Source organism: Mesorhizobium sp. NBSH29, from assembly GCF_015500055.1.
Lineage (GTDB): Bacteria > Pseudomonadota > Alphaproteobacteria > Rhizobiales > Rhizobiaceae > Neomesorhizobium.
Genome location: NZ_CP045492.1, coordinates 1,164,194 through 1,183,387, shown reverse-complemented (window position 1 = coordinate 1,183,387; position 19,194 = coordinate 1,164,194). Strand labels below are relative to the sequence as shown.

18 protein-coding genes are annotated in these 19,194 nt (G+C 59.3%); 12 read left to right on the top strand and 6 right to left on the bottom strand.

Annotated features, from left to right (window positions below; all coding sequences use genetic code 11):
• The first annotated feature begins 63 nt into the window (after positions 1-63).
• From GA830_RS05800 to GA830_RS05765, 8 genes are all read left to right on the top strand, one after another.
• The gene (locus GA830_RS05800) at positions 64-2,877 is read left to right on the top strand and encodes a [protein-PII] uridylyltransferase (protein ID WP_195164131.1); all 2,814 of its coding nucleotides are present in this window, start codon (positions 64-66) and stop codon (positions 2,875-2,877) included.
• A 31-nt stretch (positions 2,878-2,908) separates the two neighbouring features.
• Positions 2,909-4,495, top strand: a complete 1,587-nt coding sequence (gene murJ, locus GA830_RS05795; RefSeq protein WP_195164130.1) for a murein biosynthesis integral membrane protein MurJ — start codon at positions 2,909-2,911, stop codon at positions 4,493-4,495.
• 114 nt (positions 4,496-4,609) lie between these two features.
• Positions 4,610-5,815: an acyltransferase family protein gene (locus GA830_RS05790; protein WP_195164129.1), complete on the top strand. Its 1,206-nt coding sequence runs from the start codon at positions 4,610-4,612 to the stop codon at positions 5,813-5,815.
• Between the two features lie 404 nt (positions 5,816-6,219).
• The gene (gene trpS / locus GA830_RS05785) at positions 6,220-7,287 is read left to right on the top strand and encodes a tryptophan--tRNA ligase (RefSeq protein WP_195164128.1); all 1,068 of its coding nucleotides are present in this window, start codon (positions 6,220-6,222) and stop codon (positions 7,285-7,287) included.
• 92 nt (positions 7,288-7,379) lie between these two features.
• Positions 7,380-7,919 carry a dTDP-4-dehydrorhamnose 3,5-epimerase family protein gene (locus GA830_RS05780; RefSeq protein WP_195164127.1) on the top strand — a complete coding sequence of 180 codons (540 nt, stop codon included), beginning with the start codon at positions 7,380-7,382 and terminating at the stop codon, positions 7,917-7,919.
• Positions 7,907-9,232 (top strand): glycosyltransferase family 2 protein, encoded by a 1,326-nt coding sequence (locus GA830_RS05775; protein ID WP_195164126.1) that lies wholly within the window; start codon positions 7,907-7,909, stop codon positions 9,230-9,232. The genes GA830_RS05780 and GA830_RS05775 overlap by 13 nt, the downstream gene beginning before the upstream one ends.
• Positions 9,233-9,296: 64 nt before the next feature.
• Complete coding sequence (locus tag GA830_RS05770) at positions 9,297-9,788, top strand: universal stress protein (protein ID WP_195164125.1); 492 nt, start codon at positions 9,297-9,299, stop codon at positions 9,786-9,788.
• 121 nt (positions 9,789-9,909) lie between these two features.
• On the top strand, positions 9,910-10,482 hold the full coding sequence (locus tag GA830_RS05765; RefSeq protein ID WP_195164795.1) for a NifU family protein: 573 nt from the start codon (positions 9,910-9,912) through the stop codon (positions 10,480-10,482).
• Positions 10,483-10,611: 129 nt separating this feature from the next.
• Here GA830_RS05765 and GA830_RS05760 read toward each other — a convergent pair whose 3' ends face one another.
• A complete protein-coding gene (locus tag GA830_RS05760; protein ID WP_195164124.1) occupies positions 10,612-11,232 on the bottom strand; it encodes a L,D-transpeptidase in 621 nt (206 codons plus the stop codon).
• Positions 11,233-11,362: 130 nt separating this feature from the next.
• Here GA830_RS05760 and GA830_RS20280 point away from each other — a divergent pair, with 130 nt between their 5' ends.
• A complete protein-coding gene (locus GA830_RS20280) occupies positions 11,363-11,545 on the top strand; it encodes a MerR family DNA-binding transcriptional regulator (protein ID WP_195164123.1) in 183 nt (60 codons plus the stop codon).
• A 493-nt stretch (positions 11,546-12,038) separates the two neighbouring features.
• Here the strand turns inward: GA830_RS20280 and GA830_RS05750 are convergent, their stop codons facing one another.
• The 5 genes from GA830_RS05750 to GA830_RS05730 form a co-directional block, all read right to left on the bottom strand.
• The gene (locus GA830_RS05750) at positions 12,039-12,359 is read right to left on the bottom strand and encodes a hypothetical protein (protein ID WP_195164122.1); all 321 of its coding nucleotides are present in this window, start codon (positions 12,357-12,359) and stop codon (positions 12,039-12,041) included.
• A gap of 96 nt (positions 12,360-12,455) precedes the next feature.
• Positions 12,456-13,256 (bottom strand): ABC transporter permease, encoded by an 801-nt coding sequence (locus tag GA830_RS05745; protein ID WP_195164121.1) that lies wholly within the window; start codon positions 13,254-13,256, stop codon positions 12,456-12,458.
• Complete coding sequence (locus tag GA830_RS05740) at positions 13,256-13,966, bottom strand: ABC transporter permease (protein WP_195164794.1); 711 nt, start codon at positions 13,964-13,966, stop codon at positions 13,256-13,258. Before GA830_RS05740 ends, GA830_RS05745 begins: the two co-directional genes overlap by 1 nt.
• A gap of 105 nt (positions 13,967-14,071) precedes the next feature.
• On the bottom strand, positions 14,072-14,866 hold the full coding sequence (locus GA830_RS05735; protein ID WP_195164120.1) for a transporter substrate-binding domain-containing protein: 795 nt from the start codon (positions 14,864-14,866) through the stop codon (positions 14,072-14,074).
• 44 nt (positions 14,867-14,910) lie between these two features.
• The gene (locus GA830_RS05730; protein ID WP_195164119.1) at positions 14,911-15,726 is read right to left on the bottom strand and encodes an ABC transporter ATP-binding protein; all 816 of its coding nucleotides are present in this window, start codon (positions 15,724-15,726) and stop codon (positions 14,911-14,913) included.
• 214 nt (positions 15,727-15,940) lie between these two features.
• Between GA830_RS05730 and GA830_RS05725 the strand changes: the two genes are divergently transcribed.
• Genes GA830_RS05725 through GA830_RS05715 form a run of 3 tightly spaced genes read left to right on the top strand, consistent with a single transcriptional unit; the run spans position 15,941 to position 19,094 of the window.
• Entirely contained in the window at positions 15,941-16,816 is an 876-nt protein-coding gene (locus tag GA830_RS05725) for a dimethylarginine dimethylaminohydrolase family protein (RefSeq protein ID WP_374939296.1), read from the top strand.
• A complete protein-coding gene (locus GA830_RS05720) occupies positions 16,813-17,517 on the top strand; it encodes a TetR family transcriptional regulator C-terminal domain-containing protein (RefSeq protein WP_195164118.1) in 705 nt (234 codons plus the stop codon). Before GA830_RS05725 ends, GA830_RS05720 begins: the two co-directional genes overlap by 4 nt.
• Positions 17,514-19,094 (top strand): 5-guanidino-2-oxopentanoate decarboxylase, encoded by a 1,581-nt coding sequence (locus tag GA830_RS05715; RefSeq protein WP_195164117.1) that lies wholly within the window; start codon positions 17,514-17,516, stop codon positions 19,092-19,094. Before GA830_RS05720 ends, GA830_RS05715 begins: the two co-directional genes overlap by 4 nt.
• Positions 19,095-19,194 lie beyond the last annotated feature (100 nt).

The window sequence follows — 19,194 nt, the reverse complement described above, 5'->3', positions numbered from 1 at the left end:
CGCCATACCCAGACGAGCAAAAACGCGCTATAGACCCGGCCCAATGAAATTCACCAGTGACTGATGGCGAAAACTCCTCTCAAATTCGATGAACTGATCGACGGTGACGCCTTGCGAAGCGCACTCAGCGGGCTGACGGAAAAATCCGGCGGTGACGGCGCGTCCGACACGGTGCGGGCGCAGGCGCTCGATATTTTCAAGCAAAGAATTTCCGATGGGCGGACTGTTGCCGAGGCAATGCTGCATGACGATGGCAGTGGCGCAGCCTGCGCTCAACGTCTTTCGCATCTGATGGATGAGGTGATCAAAGCTCTCTACAATTTTGCTACAACGCATGTCTATCGCTCGAAAAACCCGTCTTCTGCCGAGCGCATGGCGGTTGTGGCAGTTGGCGGTTATGGCCGGGGCACGCTGGCGCCGGGGTCAGACATCGACCTGCTGTTCCTCCTCCCCTACAAGCAGACGCCCTGGGGTGAGCAGATTATCGAATACATGCTCTATATGCTGTGGGACATGGGGCTTAAGGTTGGCCACGCCACCCGCAACACGGACGAATGCCTGCGCCTGTCACGCTCCGATATGACCATCCGGACTGCCGTTCTGGAAGCGCGGTTCGTGCGGGGCGACAAAAAACTGTTCGATGATCTCATCAACCGCTTCGATGAAGAGGTAGTCAAGGATACGGGCGCTGAATATGCACAGGCCAAACTCGCCGAGCGTGATGAACGTCACCGCCGCAAAGGTGAAAGCCGCTACCGCGTCGAACCCAACGTAAAAGACGGCAAGGGTGGTCTGCGTGACCTTCAGACCTTGTTCTGGATCGGCAAATATTTCTACCGCGAACGTTCGGTCGGCGAACTAGTGGCACAAGGGGTTTTCACGCGCGAGGAGTTCAAGCAGTTTTTGAAGGCTGAGGACTTCTTGTGGGCTGTACGATGCCATATGCATTTTCTCACCGGCAAGCCTGAAGAGCGGCTGCATTTCGACATTCAGCGCGAGATTGCCGAGCGGCTGGGTTACAAGAGCCACCCGGGCCTGTCAGCGGTCGAGCGTTTCATGAAGCACTATTTCCTTGTCGCCAAGGATGTCGGCGATTTGACGCGCATTTTCTGCGCCGCGCTTGAGGAAGAACAGGCAAGCCATGTCTCGGGCTTTAACCGCCTTTTTTCCACCTTCACACGGAGGCGTCGAAAACTTGCCGGCACCAGCGATTTCATCATCGACAATGACCGCATCAACATCGCCGATGAGGGTGTGTTCGAACGAGACCCGGTTAATCTGGTGCGCCTGTTCTGGTTTGCAGACAAGCACGGGCTGGAGTATCACCCCGACGCGTTGAAGCTGGTCACTCGGTCGCTGAAGCTCGTCGAGCGCAACCTCCGGCGCAACAAGGAAGCCAACCGCCTGTTCATGGATATCCTGACCTCCGACCGCAAGCCGGAGCTCAATCTCAGACGCATGAATGAAGCGGGCCTACTCGGCAGGCTCATTCTCGATTTCGGCAAGATTGTCGCGATGATGCAATTCAACATGTATCACCACTACACTGTCGACGAACATCTTTTGCGCTGCATCGACGTGCTATCGGAGATCGAGCGCGGCGACGGTGAAAAGGTCCACCCACTTTCCCACCGCCTCATCGGCGAGGTGCGGCATCAGCGCGAGGTGCTCTATGTTGCCGTGCTTCTGCACGATATCGCCAAAGGCAGGCCGCAGGACCATTCGGAAGCCGGTGCAAAAATCGCACGGCGCATTTGCCCGCATATGGGCCTGTCGCGCACTGACAGTGAGATGGTGGCCTGGCTGGTGGAAAATCACCTGGTGATGTCGATGACCGCGCAGACGCGCGACCTCAACGACCGCAAGACTATCGAGGACTTTGCCGACATCGTGCAATCAGTGGAGCGGCTGAAGCTTTTGCTGATCCTTACCGTTTGCGACATTCGCGGTGTGGGTCCCGGCGTATGGAACGGCTGGAAAGGGCAATTGCTGCGTACGCTCTATTACGAGACCGAGCTTTTGCTGACCGGCGGCTTCTCGGAAGTGACCCGGGCCGAGCGGATTACCGTGGCGCGCGAGCATCTTGCCGAAGCGCTGGCCGACTGGACCGAGGCCGAGCGCAAGCGCATCGTTGGGCTGCACTATGAAAACTATCTTCTGACCGTCGACCTCTCTGACCAGGTTCGCCATGCCGGATTTATCCATGATGCCGACAAAGCCGGCCATCGCCTTGCGACCATGGTCAAGATGCATGAATTCGAGGCAGTCACCGAAATTACTGTACTGGCACAGGATCACCCGCGCCTGCTGTCGGTCATCACCGGCGCCTGTTCTGCCGCTGGTGCCAATATCGTCGACGCACAGATTTTCACCACGTCGGACGGGCGGGCGCTGGATACGATCCTTATCAATCGCGAGTTTGACCGCGATGATGATGAGCGGCGGCGCGCCGAGCGCGTCGGCAAGCTGATCGAGGAAGTTTTGTCAGGCCGGACCTGGCTGCCCGAGATGATCGCCAAACGCACGAAGCCCCGGCGCGGCGCCAGGACATTCCGTATCAAGCCCCGTGCCGAAATCCGCAACACGTTGTCTAACCGGTTTTCAGTGGTGGAAGTATCCGGCCTCGACCGCCCCGGACTGTTGTCGGAAATCACCGGTGCGCTTTCCGACCTGTCGCTCGATATCGCTTCAGCCCACATCACCACCTTTGGCGAGAAGGTCGTCGACACATTTTATCTCACGGACTTGACCGGCCAGAAGATCGTCAGTCCTGCCCGGCTCGATACGATCCGCAAGGCGTTGCTTGTCACGCTCCTGGGGCCCGCTGCAGCGCGCACAGCCAAAGCCCGAACCTCGACTGCTGCCGCGGCAGAATGAAAATCATGCCACACATTTCACGAAGGCACCCATGAGCCTGGTCAAGAAATTCGCCACCGTCGCCTCCGGCACGCTGATGAGCCGGCTGCTGGGCTTTACCCGCGAAATGCTAATGGCGGCAGCACTCGGCACCGGGCCTATTGCCGATGCTTTCAACGCAGCATTCCAGTTTCCCAACACCTTTCGCCGGCTGTTTGCCGAAGGCGCATTTAACGCCGCCTTCGTTCCTCTGTTTGCCAAAGAAATCGAGGCAGGCGGAACGCAGGGCGCGAAAAAGTTTTCCGAAGAGGTGTTTGGCGTCCTGTTTTCGGTGCTGTTGGTGCTGACCATTGTTATGCAGCTGTCGATGCCAATCCTGGTGGCGACCATCATCGCGCCCGGCTTCACCGACGATCCGGAAAAATTCGAGCTGACCAAGGCACTCGCAACGATCATGTTCCCCTATCTGGTGTGTATGTCACTCGGCGCCATGATGAGCGGTATGCTGAATTCTTTGCGCCGCTATTTTGCCGCCGCAGTGGCGCCGGTGTTCCTCAACATTATCCTGATCATGGTGCTGGGCTATGCGTGGTATGAAGGTCATGACGGGTTGCGCGTCGGCTATGCGCTGGCCTGGGGCGTGCTCGCTGCCGGGCTCGTGCAACTTGGCATCGTCTGGGCGGCTGTGCGCCATGCCGGAATTTCAATCGGCTTTCGCAAGCCAAAGCTGACACCCAATGTGAAACGCCTGCTGGTGCTTGCCTTTCCCGCTGCCATCACCGGCGGAATCACCCAGATCAACCAGCTGATCGGCACGGCGATAGCGTCCGGCCAGGATGGCGCGGTGTCCTCGCTCACTTATGCAGACCGTGTCTACCAGTTGCCGCTCGGCGTCGTGGGCATTGCGGTGGCCATTGTTCTGTTGCCCGAACTGGCGCGGGCCTTAAAAGCAGGCAACGAGAAGGAAGCGGCCAGTCTACAAAACCGTTCAGTGGAGTTCACTCTATTCCTGACGCTGCCGGCGGCAGCCGCGCTGCTGGTAATGTCGGAGCCGATTGTGCGTCTGCTCTATGAGCGTGGCGCGTTTGCTGCGGGCAACAGCACGCCGACGGTCTCGGCCATTCTCGCCATCTTTGGTGTTGGCCTGCCGGCCTTCGTGCTCATCAAGGCGTTCACGCCCGGCTATTTCGCTCGTGAAGATACGCGCACGCCGATGATCTTTGCCGCGATCTCGGTGGTGGTGAATATTTCCATCGCGCTTACGCTGTTTCCCGATATGGGCGCGCCGGGCATTGCGGTGGCGTCTGCAGTGGCGGGCTGGATCAACGCGATCCTGCTGCTCGCCTTCCTCGTCAAGCGCGGACACTGGGGCACCGACCGTCCGCTTTTGACCCGCATTCCCCGCCTTGTGTTCGCGGCGGGCGTTATGGCGGCGGCGATCCATTTTGCCATGGTGCCGATGGCGCCTTATCTGGCATCCACGACGCCGCTGCCTATTCAGGCCGGCGCGGTGGGCGTGCTCGTCGGTGGCGCAGCGCTGATTTATTTCGTGGTTGCCTTTGGCACCGGGGGTGCGGATCTCGGCATGCTCCGCCGCTCCATCCGTCGCAGGGTTGCACCCCCCGCCGCACCGGATTGAGTGCCCGTCTCTGAAAATTTTAGAGAGTTCCCCTTCGGTTTCTTAAACTTTGCACGACACAAATGCTGAAACCAGGTGCGGCCATGCGCCGGCCTGTTGGCGCGCGGGTATCGTATGCAATCGTCAGGCCGTCTCCACTATGTCGATGCCCTCCGGGTGGGAGCCTTCCTCTTCCTCATCCTCTATCATTCGTCCGTCGCGTTTTTTCCGGACCTGACTTGGCTGATCCAGAGCAGCGATACCAGCGCGCTTTTGTCCGAGATCATGAAATTTCCCCGCGCATGGCGGTTGGCGCTGTTGTTCTTCGTGTCAGGCATGGGCACTTATTTTGCCTTCCGATCCCATAGCAGCGTGCAGTTTCTGTATGAGCGTCTCGCTCGGTTGTTCATCCCGCTGATCTTTGCGATGTGCGTAATCGTCGTGCCGCAGGTCTGGTACGAGCGCATGTACGAAGACGGCTATCACGGCTCGCTCGGCGCGTTCTGGCTCACACGCTATTTCACCGAAGGCAAATACCCGACCGGCAATTTTACCTGGGCCCATATGTGGTTCGTCGGTTATCTGCTGGTGATGACTGTTCTTTGCTACCCGCTGTTCCAGGTTCTTCTCCAGCCGCGGTTCCGCAGGGTCGGTGAAGCCTTCGAGGCCACGGCGCGCTCGGCGGGCATCTATCTCCTGTTTCTCCTGCCGCTGGCGCTCAACCTTGCGCTGTCGCCGCTGTTTCCGCGCCAGACCAATGCACTTTACAATGATGGCGCGTGGTTTGCAGCCTGGACAGCCTGGTTCGGACTGGGATTTCTGGTCGCAAAGCATCACCGTGCGGTCATTGGCAGCATCGTCGAGCAGCGCTGGACGAGCACGGTTTTGGCGCTCCTTTTGACGGTAGTGCTCTATCACTATTCGTGGCGCATCGGCACGGCGCACCCGATTGGCGACTATGAGAACATGACGGTTCTTTACAAGACCCTTCTATTTGCGCTGGCATGGTCGATGATCCTTACCCTGGTCGGGTTTGCCGCCCGCCACCTCGACCGCAGCAACGCGACAGTCACATGGCTCAACAGAAAAATCTTCCCGCTTTACATCGTCCATCAGACGATCATCGTGGCAGCACTGTTTTATATCCTACCGATGGAGGGGTCCGTTGGAGCCAAGTATGGAGCGGTGCTCACCATGACGCTCGTTGGCTCCCTGGCCTTTAGCATAGCCGCTGAATGGCTGCCGTGGCCGTTGCGCGCCCTCACCGGCTTGCCGGAAAAGCCGGTGCCGGCACCGGTGTCAGACGTCAGTGCTGGCGGTTTGGCTACGCGGTCTGGATAAGTTAATCCGCGCCAACTTCGTGGGCGTTTTCCGACGCCGCGCTCCCGGCTCGCGCTCTGTCAGCAATGCCGACAAAGATGGCGATGGCAGCAAAGCGAAACAGCGTGAACCGGTCGCCTACCGCAAGGGACCGCCGAGCTTCTTCGTCCCCCACGCTCACTTGCCGACCACGTCTTCAGCGATATTCGGCAATGGACCCGGTTGGAGCGCAGCGGACATTTCGGCGCGCTCGGGCAACCCGATGAATTTGCGCGTGACATCCGTAGCTTTATCCGGTCGCTAGCCACCTCAAAGCCCGCCGTGTCAGATGCAACTGCTTGAAACGTGGCCCGTGCTCGTTCATAGACACCGCTCGCATTTCGCCGCGCGCGAAACGGCCCTCCACAAGCCACGGATACACCATCATGACCGCCTTCCAGCCCCTCGTCTTTTCCGGTGTTCAGCCGACCGGCAATCTGCATCTTGGCAACTATCTCGGTGCCATCCGCAAATTTGTAGCGCTGCAGGAAAAATCCGATTGCATCTATTGCGTGGTTGACCTGCACTCGATCACCGCGCAGCTGGTGCATGGGGACCTTGCCGACCAGACGCGCTCGATCACCGCAGCATTTCTGGCCTCAGGCATCGACCCCAAGAAGCACATCGTGTTCAACCAGAGCCGGGTCATGCAGCATGCCGAACTGGCCTGGGTGTTCAACTGCGTGGCACGCATCGGCTGGATGAACCGGATGACGCAGTTCAAGGACAAGGCCGGCAAGGACCGCGAGAACGCCTCGCTTGGCCTGCTCGCCTATCCCAGCCTTATGGCGGCTGACATGATGGTCTATCGGGCCACGCACGTGCCAGTGGGCGACGACCAGAAGCAGCATGTCGAGCTGACACGCGATATCGCTCAGAAATTCAACAACGATTTTTCAGGCCGCATTGCGGAGCTTGGCGTCGGCGTGGAAATGCAGGTCGGCGAGGAAACCGTAAATGGCTTCTTCCCGCTGATCGAGCCGGTGATCGGCGGACCGGCTGCGCGCATTATGAGCCTGCGCGACGGTTCGAAGAAGATGTCGAAATCCGACCCGTCTGACCTGTCGCGCATAAACCTGACTGACGATGCCGACACGATTTCCAAAAAGATACGCAAAGCCAAGACAGACCCCGACGCGTTGCCAAGCGAAATGGACGGACTGGCAGGTCGGCCCGAGGCCGAAAACCTTGTCGGGATCTATGCGGGCCTCACCGATATGACGAAGGAAGCGGTGCTGCAGCAGTTTGGCGGGCAGCAATTCTCGACGTTCAAGCCGGCGTTGGCCGACCTTGCGGTGGAAAAGCTGGCGCCTATCGCCGGCGAAATGCGCCGCATTTCGGCGGATCGTACTTATGTCGACAGCGTGCTGCGCGATGGTGGCGAGCGAGCCGGCGCGCGCGCCGAAGCGACGATGAAGAGCGTGCGCGAGATCATGGGTTTCCTCCAGCACTAGGATCGACGGATTAAATTTGGGGCATTCCTTATTTGAATGGAAATTGAGGCTGGCCTATCCTAGGCCTCCTCACGAGCTAAGGGGGCCGTGCCGTGAACATTGGACTGGACGACTTTACCGACGACACGCCATGGATCGAGACCGCACCGGTCCTCGCCGACATTTCACTCGACAACCAGATTGAAGGTGTACGCCTCCAGCGTCTGGTGACCAAATTCGACAAGCGCGGCGACCTGACGGTCCTGCTGTCTGACCTCAACGAAGCGGGGCAGAACTCACCGCACGTCTACCTGGTGACCGCAGCGGCAAAATCGGTCCGAGCCTGGGTTTACCACAAGCGTCAACATGACCGACTGGCCTTCACGAATGGCAGTATTCGCGTCGTGCTCTACGATTTGCGAGCTGAAAGCCCGACCTATGGAAAGCTGAACATTCTAGACGTGGGCAGTGCCAACAAGATTGTTCTCACAATACCGCCTCAGGTGGTGCACGGCGTTCAAAACCGCGGTGATCGTGATGCGACTTTCGTAAACATGCCCACCCGCGCCTATGATCCCTCCGACCCTGACAAATTGCGGGTGCCTTATGATCATCCCGGCATCCCTTACCAGTTCGCCGGATGGGCGCCGTGATCTCAGTCATCATGGCGACCTATAATCGTGGTCGCCATATCGTTCCGAGCATCCGTTCGGTGCTCGCTCAGACCCATGGCGACTTGGAACTGCTGATCGTTGGCGACAATTGCACCGATGATACGCAAAAGGTCGTGCGCCCGTTTCTGGGTGAGAGGGTGCGCTGGGTCAATCTCAGCGAAAGATGCGGCAGCCAGTCCTTCCCAAACAATGCAGGCATCGCGGCAGCGAAAGGCGACATCATCGCCTATATCGGACATGATGATATCTGGCTTCCGAACCACCTCGCAACACTTGCAAGCCTGTTTGATACCGATCGTGGCCTGGATTTCGCGGTGGGAGGGGCGATATTCCATGGCCCGCGCGGCAGTGATTTCCGGGAGATTACAGGGTTGTTTGCCGGCGACGACGCGCCCTTTGAGCACTTCTTTCCGCCTTCGAGCTTTGCGCATCGCGCACATGTGACGGACCGCATTGGTATCTGGAAGCACCCACAGAACATCCGAGCGCCCGTGGATGCTGATTTTCTGCTGCGGGCGGCACGGGCTGGCCTGCGCTTTCGTTCCACACAGGCGATCAGCGTGCATAAATTCGCTGCCGGTCACCGCTACTTGAGCTATCTGGTTCACGAATCCGGCGAGCAGGAACGTATGTTGGAGCATATTCAGCGTCCGCGACATGACAGCTACCTGCAGGGGCAGCTGCGCCGCGCGCACCAGGCGGGCACCTTCATGCACGTGCGCCATCTCGATTTTGATCAATACCCCACGGGATATTTCGCGACAGCCAACGCGCGGGTGAAGGGCAATCTGCGCCCAAATCTTATAACGCTTGAGGTGCCCGAAACACTCCTGCAGGATGATGCGCCGCGGGCATTGGACTGGCAATTGCCTGCGGATCCGACACCGGGCATCCGCTTCGTTGGCTGCAATCCGCGTCCGCGGATCCTCATCCCCTTTCGCAGGGCAGGAAAAGCGTTCTTCTCAGTCACTTTCTTCCATCATCATCGGCTTGCTCTCAACGCGCTCAACCTGTGCGTCAACGGTCGTTCTGTCGCCGTCTCCATGGGCGTTGCGGAGGAAAAGGACGCGCTCTACATGACGCGTGCCGGTTTCGCCGCGCCGCTTGCAAAAGATGATTATTCGGTGATCACCCTGCGTCTCTCCCGTGAACAGGCTTTGCGCACGGGCAGGCAGGGATTGGGAGTTGGGGATGTGAAGCTTCAACCCATCGGTATTGATGTAAAACTCAAACATTGGTGGGCGGGCCTGAAGGGGCGGACTGCCAGCCCGGGAAACACACGCGACCACTGACGGCTTGCTCCTGCACCGCGCGAATGGCAGATTGCGCGCGATTCTTCACCTTCAGGGGTAGTGCATGGTCTCGAAACGTTTGAGCCGCGAAGCCGGACACCGACGGAAATTTCTCGCGGTCATTGACGACACCCCCGAATGCGAGCGCGCAGTCGCCTATGCATCGCGCCGTGCCAAGAGCACGAATGGCGTGCTGGTGTTGCTATATGTCATTGAGCCCGGTGATTTTCAGCACTGGCTGGGTGTTGAAAAGATCATGCGAGATGAGGCGACAGCAACCGCCAATGCGGCGCTCGACGGCCATGCGAAAGTGGTGCGCGAAGCGCTCGGCATTGAACCGGAGCAGGTGGTACTTGAAGGTCGGCCCGACGAGCAGATCCACAAGCTGATCGAGGATGATCAGGATATCGCTATACTTGTTCTGGCTGCAGGTGCGGCCAAAGAGGGTCCGGGTCCGCTAGTTGCCTCGATTGCCGGCAAGGGCGCCGCGTTTCCGATACCCGTCACAGTGGTGCCGCAAAACCTTTCTGATGAGGATATCGAAAACCTGGCATAGAAAATTTGTTCCGTCCGCGCCGGACGCGCCGGTCATCTTTGGCTTGAACTACGCTCTCAACGGGCCTATTTAGAATTATTCCAAAACTTGCCCGCTATCAGAGCTGGGCGCGGAGCCCATGATGTTCATTCAGACCGAAGCCACGCCCAACCCAGCAACCCTGAAATTCCTACCCGGCAAAGAGGTCCTTGCCTCCGGGACCGCCGATTTTCGTGATGCAGACAGCGCGCGCGAGGCCTCGCCTCTGGCTGGCCGATTGTTTGATATCTCCGGTGTCACCGGCGTGTTCTTTGGCTACGACTTTGTCACGGTCACCAAGGACGGCCCGGACTGGCAGCATCTGAAGCCTGCGATCCTCGGCGCCATCATGGAGCATTTCATGTCCGGCCAGCCGGTCATGGGCTCGGGCGCACAGGCCGCCGCCGATGATGGCGAGAAGACCGCCGAATTCTTCGACCAGGCTGACGCTGAGATCGTCTTGACGATCAAGGAGCTGCTCGATACGCGGGTGCGCCCTGCAGTTGCCCAGGATGGCGGCGATATCACTTTCCGTGGCTACGAAAAGGGCACCGTGTTTCTGCACATGAAGGGCGCCTGCGCCGGCTGTCCCTCATCCACCGCCACATTAAAGCATGGCATCCAGAACCTGCTTCGCCATTTCGTGCCGGAAGTGCAGCAGGTCGAACAGATCTGATTTTTCAGGCCACACGCAGTTCATCCAATAAAAAACCGGGCTTGAAGGCCCGGTTTTTTATTTGCGGCGTCTGTGTTGCCGAGACGGCTCGCGTAAATTTTTGGCCGGCACCCAAGGCGCCGGCGGCTGCTACATCACGATAACCTTGGCGCCCACTTCAGCGCGATTGTGCAGGTCAATAATGTCCTGGTTGATCAGGCGGATACAGCCCGACGACATCGCTTTGCCAATGGAAAACCATTCAGGGGTGCCGTGCAACCGGTAGCCAGTGTCGCCGTTTTTGTTGAACAAATAGAGCGCGCGGGCACCCAGCGCATTGTCGATGCCGGGCTGCATGCCGTCGCGGTATTTCGCCAGGTCTGGGCGGCGTTTGATCATTGCGGCAGGCGGTGTCCAGACCGGCCATTCGCGCTTCATCGCGATGCGCGCGGTGCCGTTCCATTCAAAGCCCTGCTTGCCGACGCCGATTCCGTAGCGCATCGCCTTTCCGCCAGGCTGAACCAGATAGAGAAATTTCGACTTGGTATCGACAACGATCGTGCCCGGCACTTCCTTCGTCTCGTAGCGCACAACCTGGCGATGGAACTTGCGATCCAACTTGCTGATCGGAATTGTGGGAAGCGTATAGCCCGCGTCGCGGCGCATGCCATAGTCGCTGGAGAACATCTGCATCGAGCCATCGGTCGAGCAGCCTGCAAGCATGGTGACGATCGCCAAACCTGCCAGCGTTGCAAGTGTTTTCATCTGCATCGGTCTGCGGCCCCCACCATTCACTTGGATTGCCACCCGATTCGGGCCGCAATTTCGCCTTTATTCTTAATTGACCTTTCACGCTTTCCAAGATGCATCCCCTTGATGGGAGGCGCCTGGACGCTTAACCATGGCGGCCTATGGTAATTTAGCAACAGTTTGTAAGACATACGAACGTCATTTCGGTTGGTTTAGGAAGGACATCAGAGCGGTGACCGTCGGCGAAGCAGCGAAACTGAGCGGCCTGATGGCAAAGACCATCTGCTATTATGAGGACATCGCGCTTATTGCTCCGGATCGCGCAAGCAATTGATACCGTGACTATTCAACGGAAGACATTCGCCGGCTGACCTTCCTGAGTGGCGAGGGCAGTCTTGGTTTTACTATCGACGAGTGCTGCCAGTTGATGGCGCTCTACCGAGATCGCGGTCTCGCTAGCCAAAGTGCGAGCCATCGCCAAAGCGCATGTCGGCCAAATCGCCGAAAAGAACCCGCGAAATCGAAATCATGCTCAAGACGCTGGAAACCTTTGTCAGGCCTGAGCGGCTCATATGCCCTGCTCTCGAGGACCTTGCCGGGCCCATGCTGTAGTCGCGCGGACCGGGTACACGGCGGTTGTAAGTAGGTGGGGTCATTTGCCCGCTAGTAACAGAGGCCATTGATTTCATGCAGATCGAGCAGCGGGATCGTGGCGGGGCGGACTAAAAAAACGTTGACAGTGGCGGCGCCCAGCACACGACGGCCCGCCAGACAGATCTGACGAGCCGTGCAGCGAGCCTTAGGCGTGAACCGGTTGACGGGGCGCCTTATGGAACGACGTAGAGGCACGGCTTTGCTTTGGCCTTGCAGCTCCAATTTCCGGCTCCCTTGCGACAGGTCAACGACTTGTCCTTGGAGATGTCCCATACCGACCAGGCGAGATGGAACTTGTCCTTGGTTTTGGCCGACCAGTTCTTGAGTGCCTGGGCGCGGGCTGACGTCTGGGTGATCGACAGGGCTTCCGCCTGCACCGGAAGAGCCTTGCAGGCATAGGCCAGCGATGGGGTGGTCCATGCGGACATCGAAACGGCGATGATAACGCCGACGGCGGCTGCATGAGCGATTTTAGCGATCGGGAAAATATTCATTTGGTGTGATCCTCAATAGGTTTCGCGGTGGAACTGCTGTTCCTGGACATCAGTCGTCCCGCCCGCTGGTAAGGTTCACGAGTGTTTTTGCAGCACCTAGCCCAGCCGCGAGGGGATACGTATCTCCAGCCGCTTAAACAGGAACACGAGGATCCCAGTGATGATCAGATAGATCAGCGCCAGCAGCAGAAGCGGCTCATAGGTGATGAAAGTGTCCTGCCGCACCCTTGAGGAGACCGCGTAGATGTCGACTACGGTGATGGTGGCGACCAGCGGCGTTGCCTTCAGTTGCAGCACGGTCTCGCCCGCCAGTGTCGGTAGCGCGCGGTGAATCGCCTGAGGCAGCCATATACGGCGGAAAATCGTGAAACGCCTCATTCCAAAGGCCCGCGCTGATTCCAGCTGGCCGCGCGGCACGCCGGCAAAGGCGCCGCGCATCACCTCGCCTTCATAGCCGGCAAAGGAAAGCGTCAGCGCCAGCACGCCATAGGGCCATGCCTGGCGCAGATAGGGCCAGAGCTCTGACTGACGTATCCACGGGAATTGCGGGAACAGAGAGCCCAACCCATAATAGAGCAGCCACAACTGCAACAGGAGCGGCGTGCCGCGAATGACGGTACAGAACGTCTGCGCAGGCCAGGCCAGCCAGCGCGGACCCACCGCTTGCGCCAGCCCAAGCGGCACTGCCAGAAGGAAACCCAAAACACTGGTCGCCGCCAGCAGCCAGAGTGTGCGCCAGATACCTTCGAGTGCGAGGTCGTAATAGGCCGGGATCCAGTTCCAGCGCATGGTTGTGGCTGCCACCACTAGGATGACCACACCGATGGCAAGCATCACCAGCCGGTGCGGCTCGATCCGACCAAGCGTGCGTGCGCGCAGGCTGTTCTCCGCCGCCATCAGGAGCCCTCTGCCACCCCGGGCATGCCGCGCCGCGACCGCCGCTCAACCCAGCCGATAATCTGATTGGAAAACAGCGTCAGCGCCAGATAGAGAGCGCCAGCGGCCATATAGAAAGTGAAGTAGGCCTTGGTTGCTCCGGCGGCCTGGCGGGTCATCAGGGTCAGCTCGCTGAAACCCACCACCGCCAGCAGGGCGGTATCCTTGGTGCAGATCAGCCAAAGATTGGCGAGGCCGGGGATCGCGAAGGGCAGCATGGCGGGTAGGGTGATGCGGCGCATCATCAGCCAGGGTGCCATGCCATAGGCGCGCGCCGCCTCGATCTGACCTTGCGGCACAGCAAGGATCGCGCCACGCAATACTTCGGTCGAATAGGCACCCTGGACGAAGCCGAGGGTGACAATGCCCGCAGTCAGGCCGCCAATGTCGACAGGGTCTATGCCGCCCAGCGCAAGCGCGCGGTTCAAAAGATCAGTGCCGGCATAATAGATCAAAAGGATCAGCACCAATTCCGGGACCGCGCGCACTACGGTGGTGTAGATTCCGAGCAGGTCGCGCGTCACCGGGCCGCCGTAGAGCTTGCCATAGGCACCCGCGATGCCAATCGTCAGCCCGAGCAGATAGGCACCGATCGCGATCTGCAGCGAGCTTACAAAGCCGGCCAACAGCACCCCGCCCCAGCCGGGGGGATGAAAGGCCAGCAGCTCGATGAGTCCACTGGCGGAAACGGCAAGAAGTGCGTCGTTCAGAACAGCCCCCGGACTTTGGCTCTGATGCGTGAAGCTGCCGCGCCCTGATCAGGCGCGGCAGTGGTCTCAGTTCGCCTGGCTGTCGCCGCCATAGATGTCGAAGTCGAAATATTTCTTGGTGATTTCGGCATATTTGCCGTTGTCGCGGATCGCCGTAATCGCTGCGTCCAGTTTGGCCTTGAGCTCGGTGTCTTCCTTGCGCACACCTACGCCCACACCAGGGCCCAGCACTTCGTCATCTGCGGCAACGGTGCCCTTGAGATCGCAGCACTGCTTGCCCTGATCGGATTTCAGGAATGAATCAAGGGCAATGGAATCCGCCTGCACAGCGTCGAGCCTGCCCGCTGCCAGATCCTGATTTGCTTCATCCTGAGTTTGATATTCCTTGATTTCGGCTGCATCTCCAAAATGTTTCTTGGCATAGGCTGCATGTACCGTTGAGCCCTGCACACCAAGGATCTTGCCCTTCAAATCTTCCGGCGCCGGGCCGAACGTCTGGTCTTTGGCCCCAATGATCGCGGTGGGCGTATTGTAATATTTATTGGTGAAATCGATCGATTTCTTGCGCTCTTCGGTGATCGACATGGAATTGATGATCACGTCGATCTTCTTTGAGGTCATCGCAGGGATCAGACCATCCCAAGCGGTAAAGGTGATCTCGCAATCAAGCTTGGCTTCGGCGCACAACGCGTCGATAAAGTCGATCTCCCAACCGGTCCACTTGCCCGATGCGTCGGGTGACTCAAATGGCGGATAGGGTTCTGGCGCCATGCCGACTTTGATCTTCTCCGCTTGCGCCGTGCCAAGAACTGCACTGCCGGCTATCAGCGCAAGCGCTGCAATTTTAAGAAACTTCTTCATTCGCATATCTCCCGTTTGTGGTTCCCGATCTTATGGACCTTGTATCACCCGATAGTGGCGATGAACTGTTTCAGCCGCTCCGATTTAGGCGCGCCGAAAATCTCGGCTGGCGGGCCCTCCTCCTCCACGCGCCCCTCATGCAGGTAGACCACATGGCTGGCCACCTCGCGTGCAAATTTCATCTCGTGGGTGACAAGGATCATGGTGCGCCCCTCATGCGCGAGATCGCCGATCACCTTCAGCACTTCGCCCACAAGTTCCGGATCGAGCGCCGATGTAGGCTCATCGAAAAGCATAACTCGAGGCTGGATGGCGAGCGCACGCGCAATCGCACCGCGCTGCTGTTGCCCGCCTGAAAGAAATGCCGGATAGACATCGCGCTTGTCAGAAAGTCCGACACGCTCTAGCAGCGCCTCGGCGGCCTCTACCGCGGCTGCCTTTTTCACGCCCAGAACATGCATCGGAACCTCGATGATGTTTTCGAGCAGCGTCATGTGGCTCCATAGATTGAACGTCTGGAACACCATGCCAAGACGCGAACGGATGCGTTCGATCTGGCGCCTATCTGCGGGAACCGTATTGCCGTAGCTGTCGGCTCTGAGGCGGATTTCCTCGCCATTGACGCAGATCACCCCGCTGGTGGGGTTTTCGAGGCAGTTGATGCAGCGCAGCAGGGTCGATTTCCCCGAACCGCTGCCACCGATGATGGCGACCACGTCGCCCTCTCGCGCATGGAGGGAAACGCCCTTCAGCACATGCAGCGAACCAAACTTTTTGTGCAGATTCTGAATGACAATAGCTTCCTGACTAGCGTCAGGGTCAGCAGCCTCTTTCAGCGCAACTGCAGCAGCGCCGCTCATGCGTGCCTGTCCGCAAAAGCTAAAACTTCATGGATGCCGCTGGCTCGGCTCATCATAGTCAATCGCGTTCCCCGTGGCGGGGGGCTCTGGTCCGCGTGTAAACGTCGACGGGCCCCATCCGTTTTTGTTTCTCCCATTACGGCACTTGCCGGCTTGTTATGCAAGTGTATAAATAATGCGAAATCCAGCCACAGCCAAATCCGGGAATGAAATCTTGAACGCTTACGGCTCACAGTCCATGGCGGCACCGCTACAGCGCGTGCTGATGCGATCGGCACGCAACTCAATGCGCAAGGCCCGCCATGACGAATGGCACTACGGCCCTGGTTTCGAGCCAGAAAAAGCGGCTGCCCAGCATCAACACTTCGCCGAACTGGTTGCCGCTTCCGGCGCGGCGATCGAGTGGATCGATGATGCGGATGACGGGTTGGCCGATTCCATCTTCACGCATGATCCGTCGCTGATGAGCGATCATGGCGCCATCATCCTGTCGATGGGTAAGGTGCTGCGCAAGCCGGAGCCGGCACTGCACGAAGAAGCGTATCGGCGGCTTGGTGTACCGATCCTTGGACGCATCGAGGCACCGGGCCAAGTCGAGGGAGGCGATTGCGTCTGGGTCGATGCCAACACGCTCGCAATCGGTCGTGGCGTGCGCACCAATGAAGCCGGCATCCGCCAGATGGAAGCCCTTCTATCGCCGCATGGTGTCGAGGTGCTGGGGTTCGATCTGCCGCTGTGGAGCGGTGAGGATGCGTGTTTGCATTTGATGTCGGTGATATCGCCGCTCGCTGAAAAACTCGCTCTGGTTTACGCGCCACTTCTCCCGGCTGCGTTTTATCAATTGCTCAAGTCGCGCGGTGTTGAACTGGTTGAAGGGGATGCGGACGAGTTTGCAGCTTCGAATGGCCTCAGTCTCAACGTTCTGCCCACCGCCCCCCGTCAGGTCATTGCGGTTGCCGGATTTCCAAAGACCAAAGCTGCCATGGAACGCGCCGGCTGCACCGTCACGACGTTTGAGGCCGATGCGCTTTGCATTGCCTGCGAGGGCGGACCGACCTGCCTGACCCGTCCCATCCTGCGGCGGGAATGACCCTGCGTCGCAAGACATTTCGCCGCGAGGGTGAGGAAAGGCGGCGGCTGGACCTGATCGAGGCAACGCTTGATTGTGTCGCCGAACGCGGCCTGCAGGGGGCGACCGTCAGGGCAATTGCCCTGCGTGCCGGCGTCACCGCAGGTCTCATCCGCCACTATTTCCCCAGCAAGGAAGATTTGTTGCAGGAAGCCTACAAGACTATCATGGCGCGCATGACCGAGCAGGCCAAATCGGCCCTTGCTTCGGCGGCCTCGGACCCGCGGCAGCGACTTGTAGCCTTCGTTGCGGCCAGCCTGACCTCGCCTGTCGTGGACGCCAAAGTGTTCTCGCAATGGGCCAATTTCATCGGCCGTGCCAGTGCCGACAGCGTGCTGGCCGCCGCCCACCGCGACAGCTATCTCGGCTACCGCGACGAGGTGGAGGCGCTGGTCGCGGGCGTATTCGTGGATGCCGGTCGTCCTGCAAGCTTGGTTGAAACGCGTCGTTATGCCATTGCCATCAATGCCATCATTGACGGGCTGTGGATCGAGGGCTGTCTGGCCGGCGACATGTTCGAGCCTGAGGAATTGGCAGACATTGCCATTGTCTCAATCGAAGCGCTTCTGGGCTTGTCAGTCAGGCAAAAGGCATTTCCCGTCCGGGCGATCAAGCCGGCGCCCAGATCTGTTTCGGCACCAGTGAGGAAGCGCGCGCGATGACCCCCAAAACTACAGGCGAGGCGCTGATTACTCTGCTTGAGGCGCATGGCGTCGACACGGTGTTCGGTATTCCCGGCGTCCACACGATCGAACTTTATCGTGGCCTTGCCGGTTCCTCGATCCGCCACATTACGCCGCGCCACGAGCAGGGGGCTGCGTTCATGGCCGATGGCTATGCGCGTGCCTCGGGCAAACCCGGAGTGGCGTTAGTCATCACCGGTCCTGGGCTCACCAACACCATCACTGCAATGGCGCAGGCGCGTGCCGATTCGGTGCCCATGCTGGTGATATCGGGCGTCAACAGGCGCGACACTCTGGGCAAGGGCCTTGGCCTGCTCCACGAACTGTCCGACCAGCGCGGCCTGATGGAAAAGGTAGCACTTTCTTCGCAGCGCATAGAGAGCCCGGCAGAGCTGGAGCCAGCGCTTGCCCGGGCTTTTGAGATGATGCGTGCCGGCCGGCCTGGCCCGGTCCATATTGAGATTCCGACCGACGTAATGGGTCTTCCGGCCGCTGGGATCAGCTCTTGGCGCACCACCGCTGCTACCAGAATCGCCGATGCCGAAGTGATTAAACGGGCAGAGACGCTGATCGCTGCCTCCAAAGCTCCGCTGATTCTTGCCGGCGGAGGCGCGAGAAAGGCTTCCCTGGCGCTCAAGCAGCTTGCCGAGCAACTCGATGCACCCGTGGTGATGACCGCGAATGGTCGTGGCCTTTTGTACGCGCACCGGCTCGCCGTGCCCGCCAGCCCGAGCCTGAAAGCGGTGCGTAAACTGATGGCCGAGGCTGATCTGGTCATTGCGGTAGGGACCGAGTTCGGCCCGACGGATTACGACATGTATGTCGATGGTGGTTTCGTCTGCCCGCCAAACCTCATACGCATCGACATCGACGCCGTGCAGCTTGCGCGCTGGCCAGCAACGCTCGCCATCGAGGCGGATGCGAAAGCGGCGCTTGAAGCGCTCGTCGCCTGCCGTCTGGCCCAGAAATCGGCGCGAGGTTCGGAGCGGGCGGAGGTCACCAGGGATGCTGCCTGGGTCGAAATCGGCCCCGATGTGCAGGCGCAGGCCAAGGTGGTCGAGATGATCCGCGATGTCTTTCCCGGCAGCTTTATCGTCGGCGATTCAACGCAGCCGGTCTATGCCGCCAATCTCTATTACGACCATGATCGCGCCGGCGGTTGGTTCAACGCCGCTACCGGCTATGGCGCGCTCGGTTTCGGTCCGCCAGCTGCCATTGGCGCAGCGATCGCGGAACCCGGAGTGCCGGTCATCAGTCTTTCAGGCGATGGCGGCTTCCAGTTTTCCTTCCCCGAAATAGGGGCTGCCATCGACGCTGAAGCCAATGTCATCTTTGTTATCTGGAACAATCACGGTTATCGCGAGATCGAAACCTCGATGCGGGATGCCGGCGTTGAACCCGTGGGTGTCTCGCCCGCGCCGCCGGATTTCTGCCGTATAGCGGATGCTTACAATATGCCCGCGGAACGCCTGGTCGATATCGCGGACCTGCCTGGCGCGCTGTCCCGTGCGGCCGCCCTGAGAAAGCCATGCCTGATCGAGATTATGGTGCCATGAAGGACTGCTTCACTTGGTCCCTCAGATAGCGGCCCTCGGGCGACAGACTCGGCAATCACAGCCTTTGCCTTGCCTGAAAAACCGACTATGAGACGAGGCA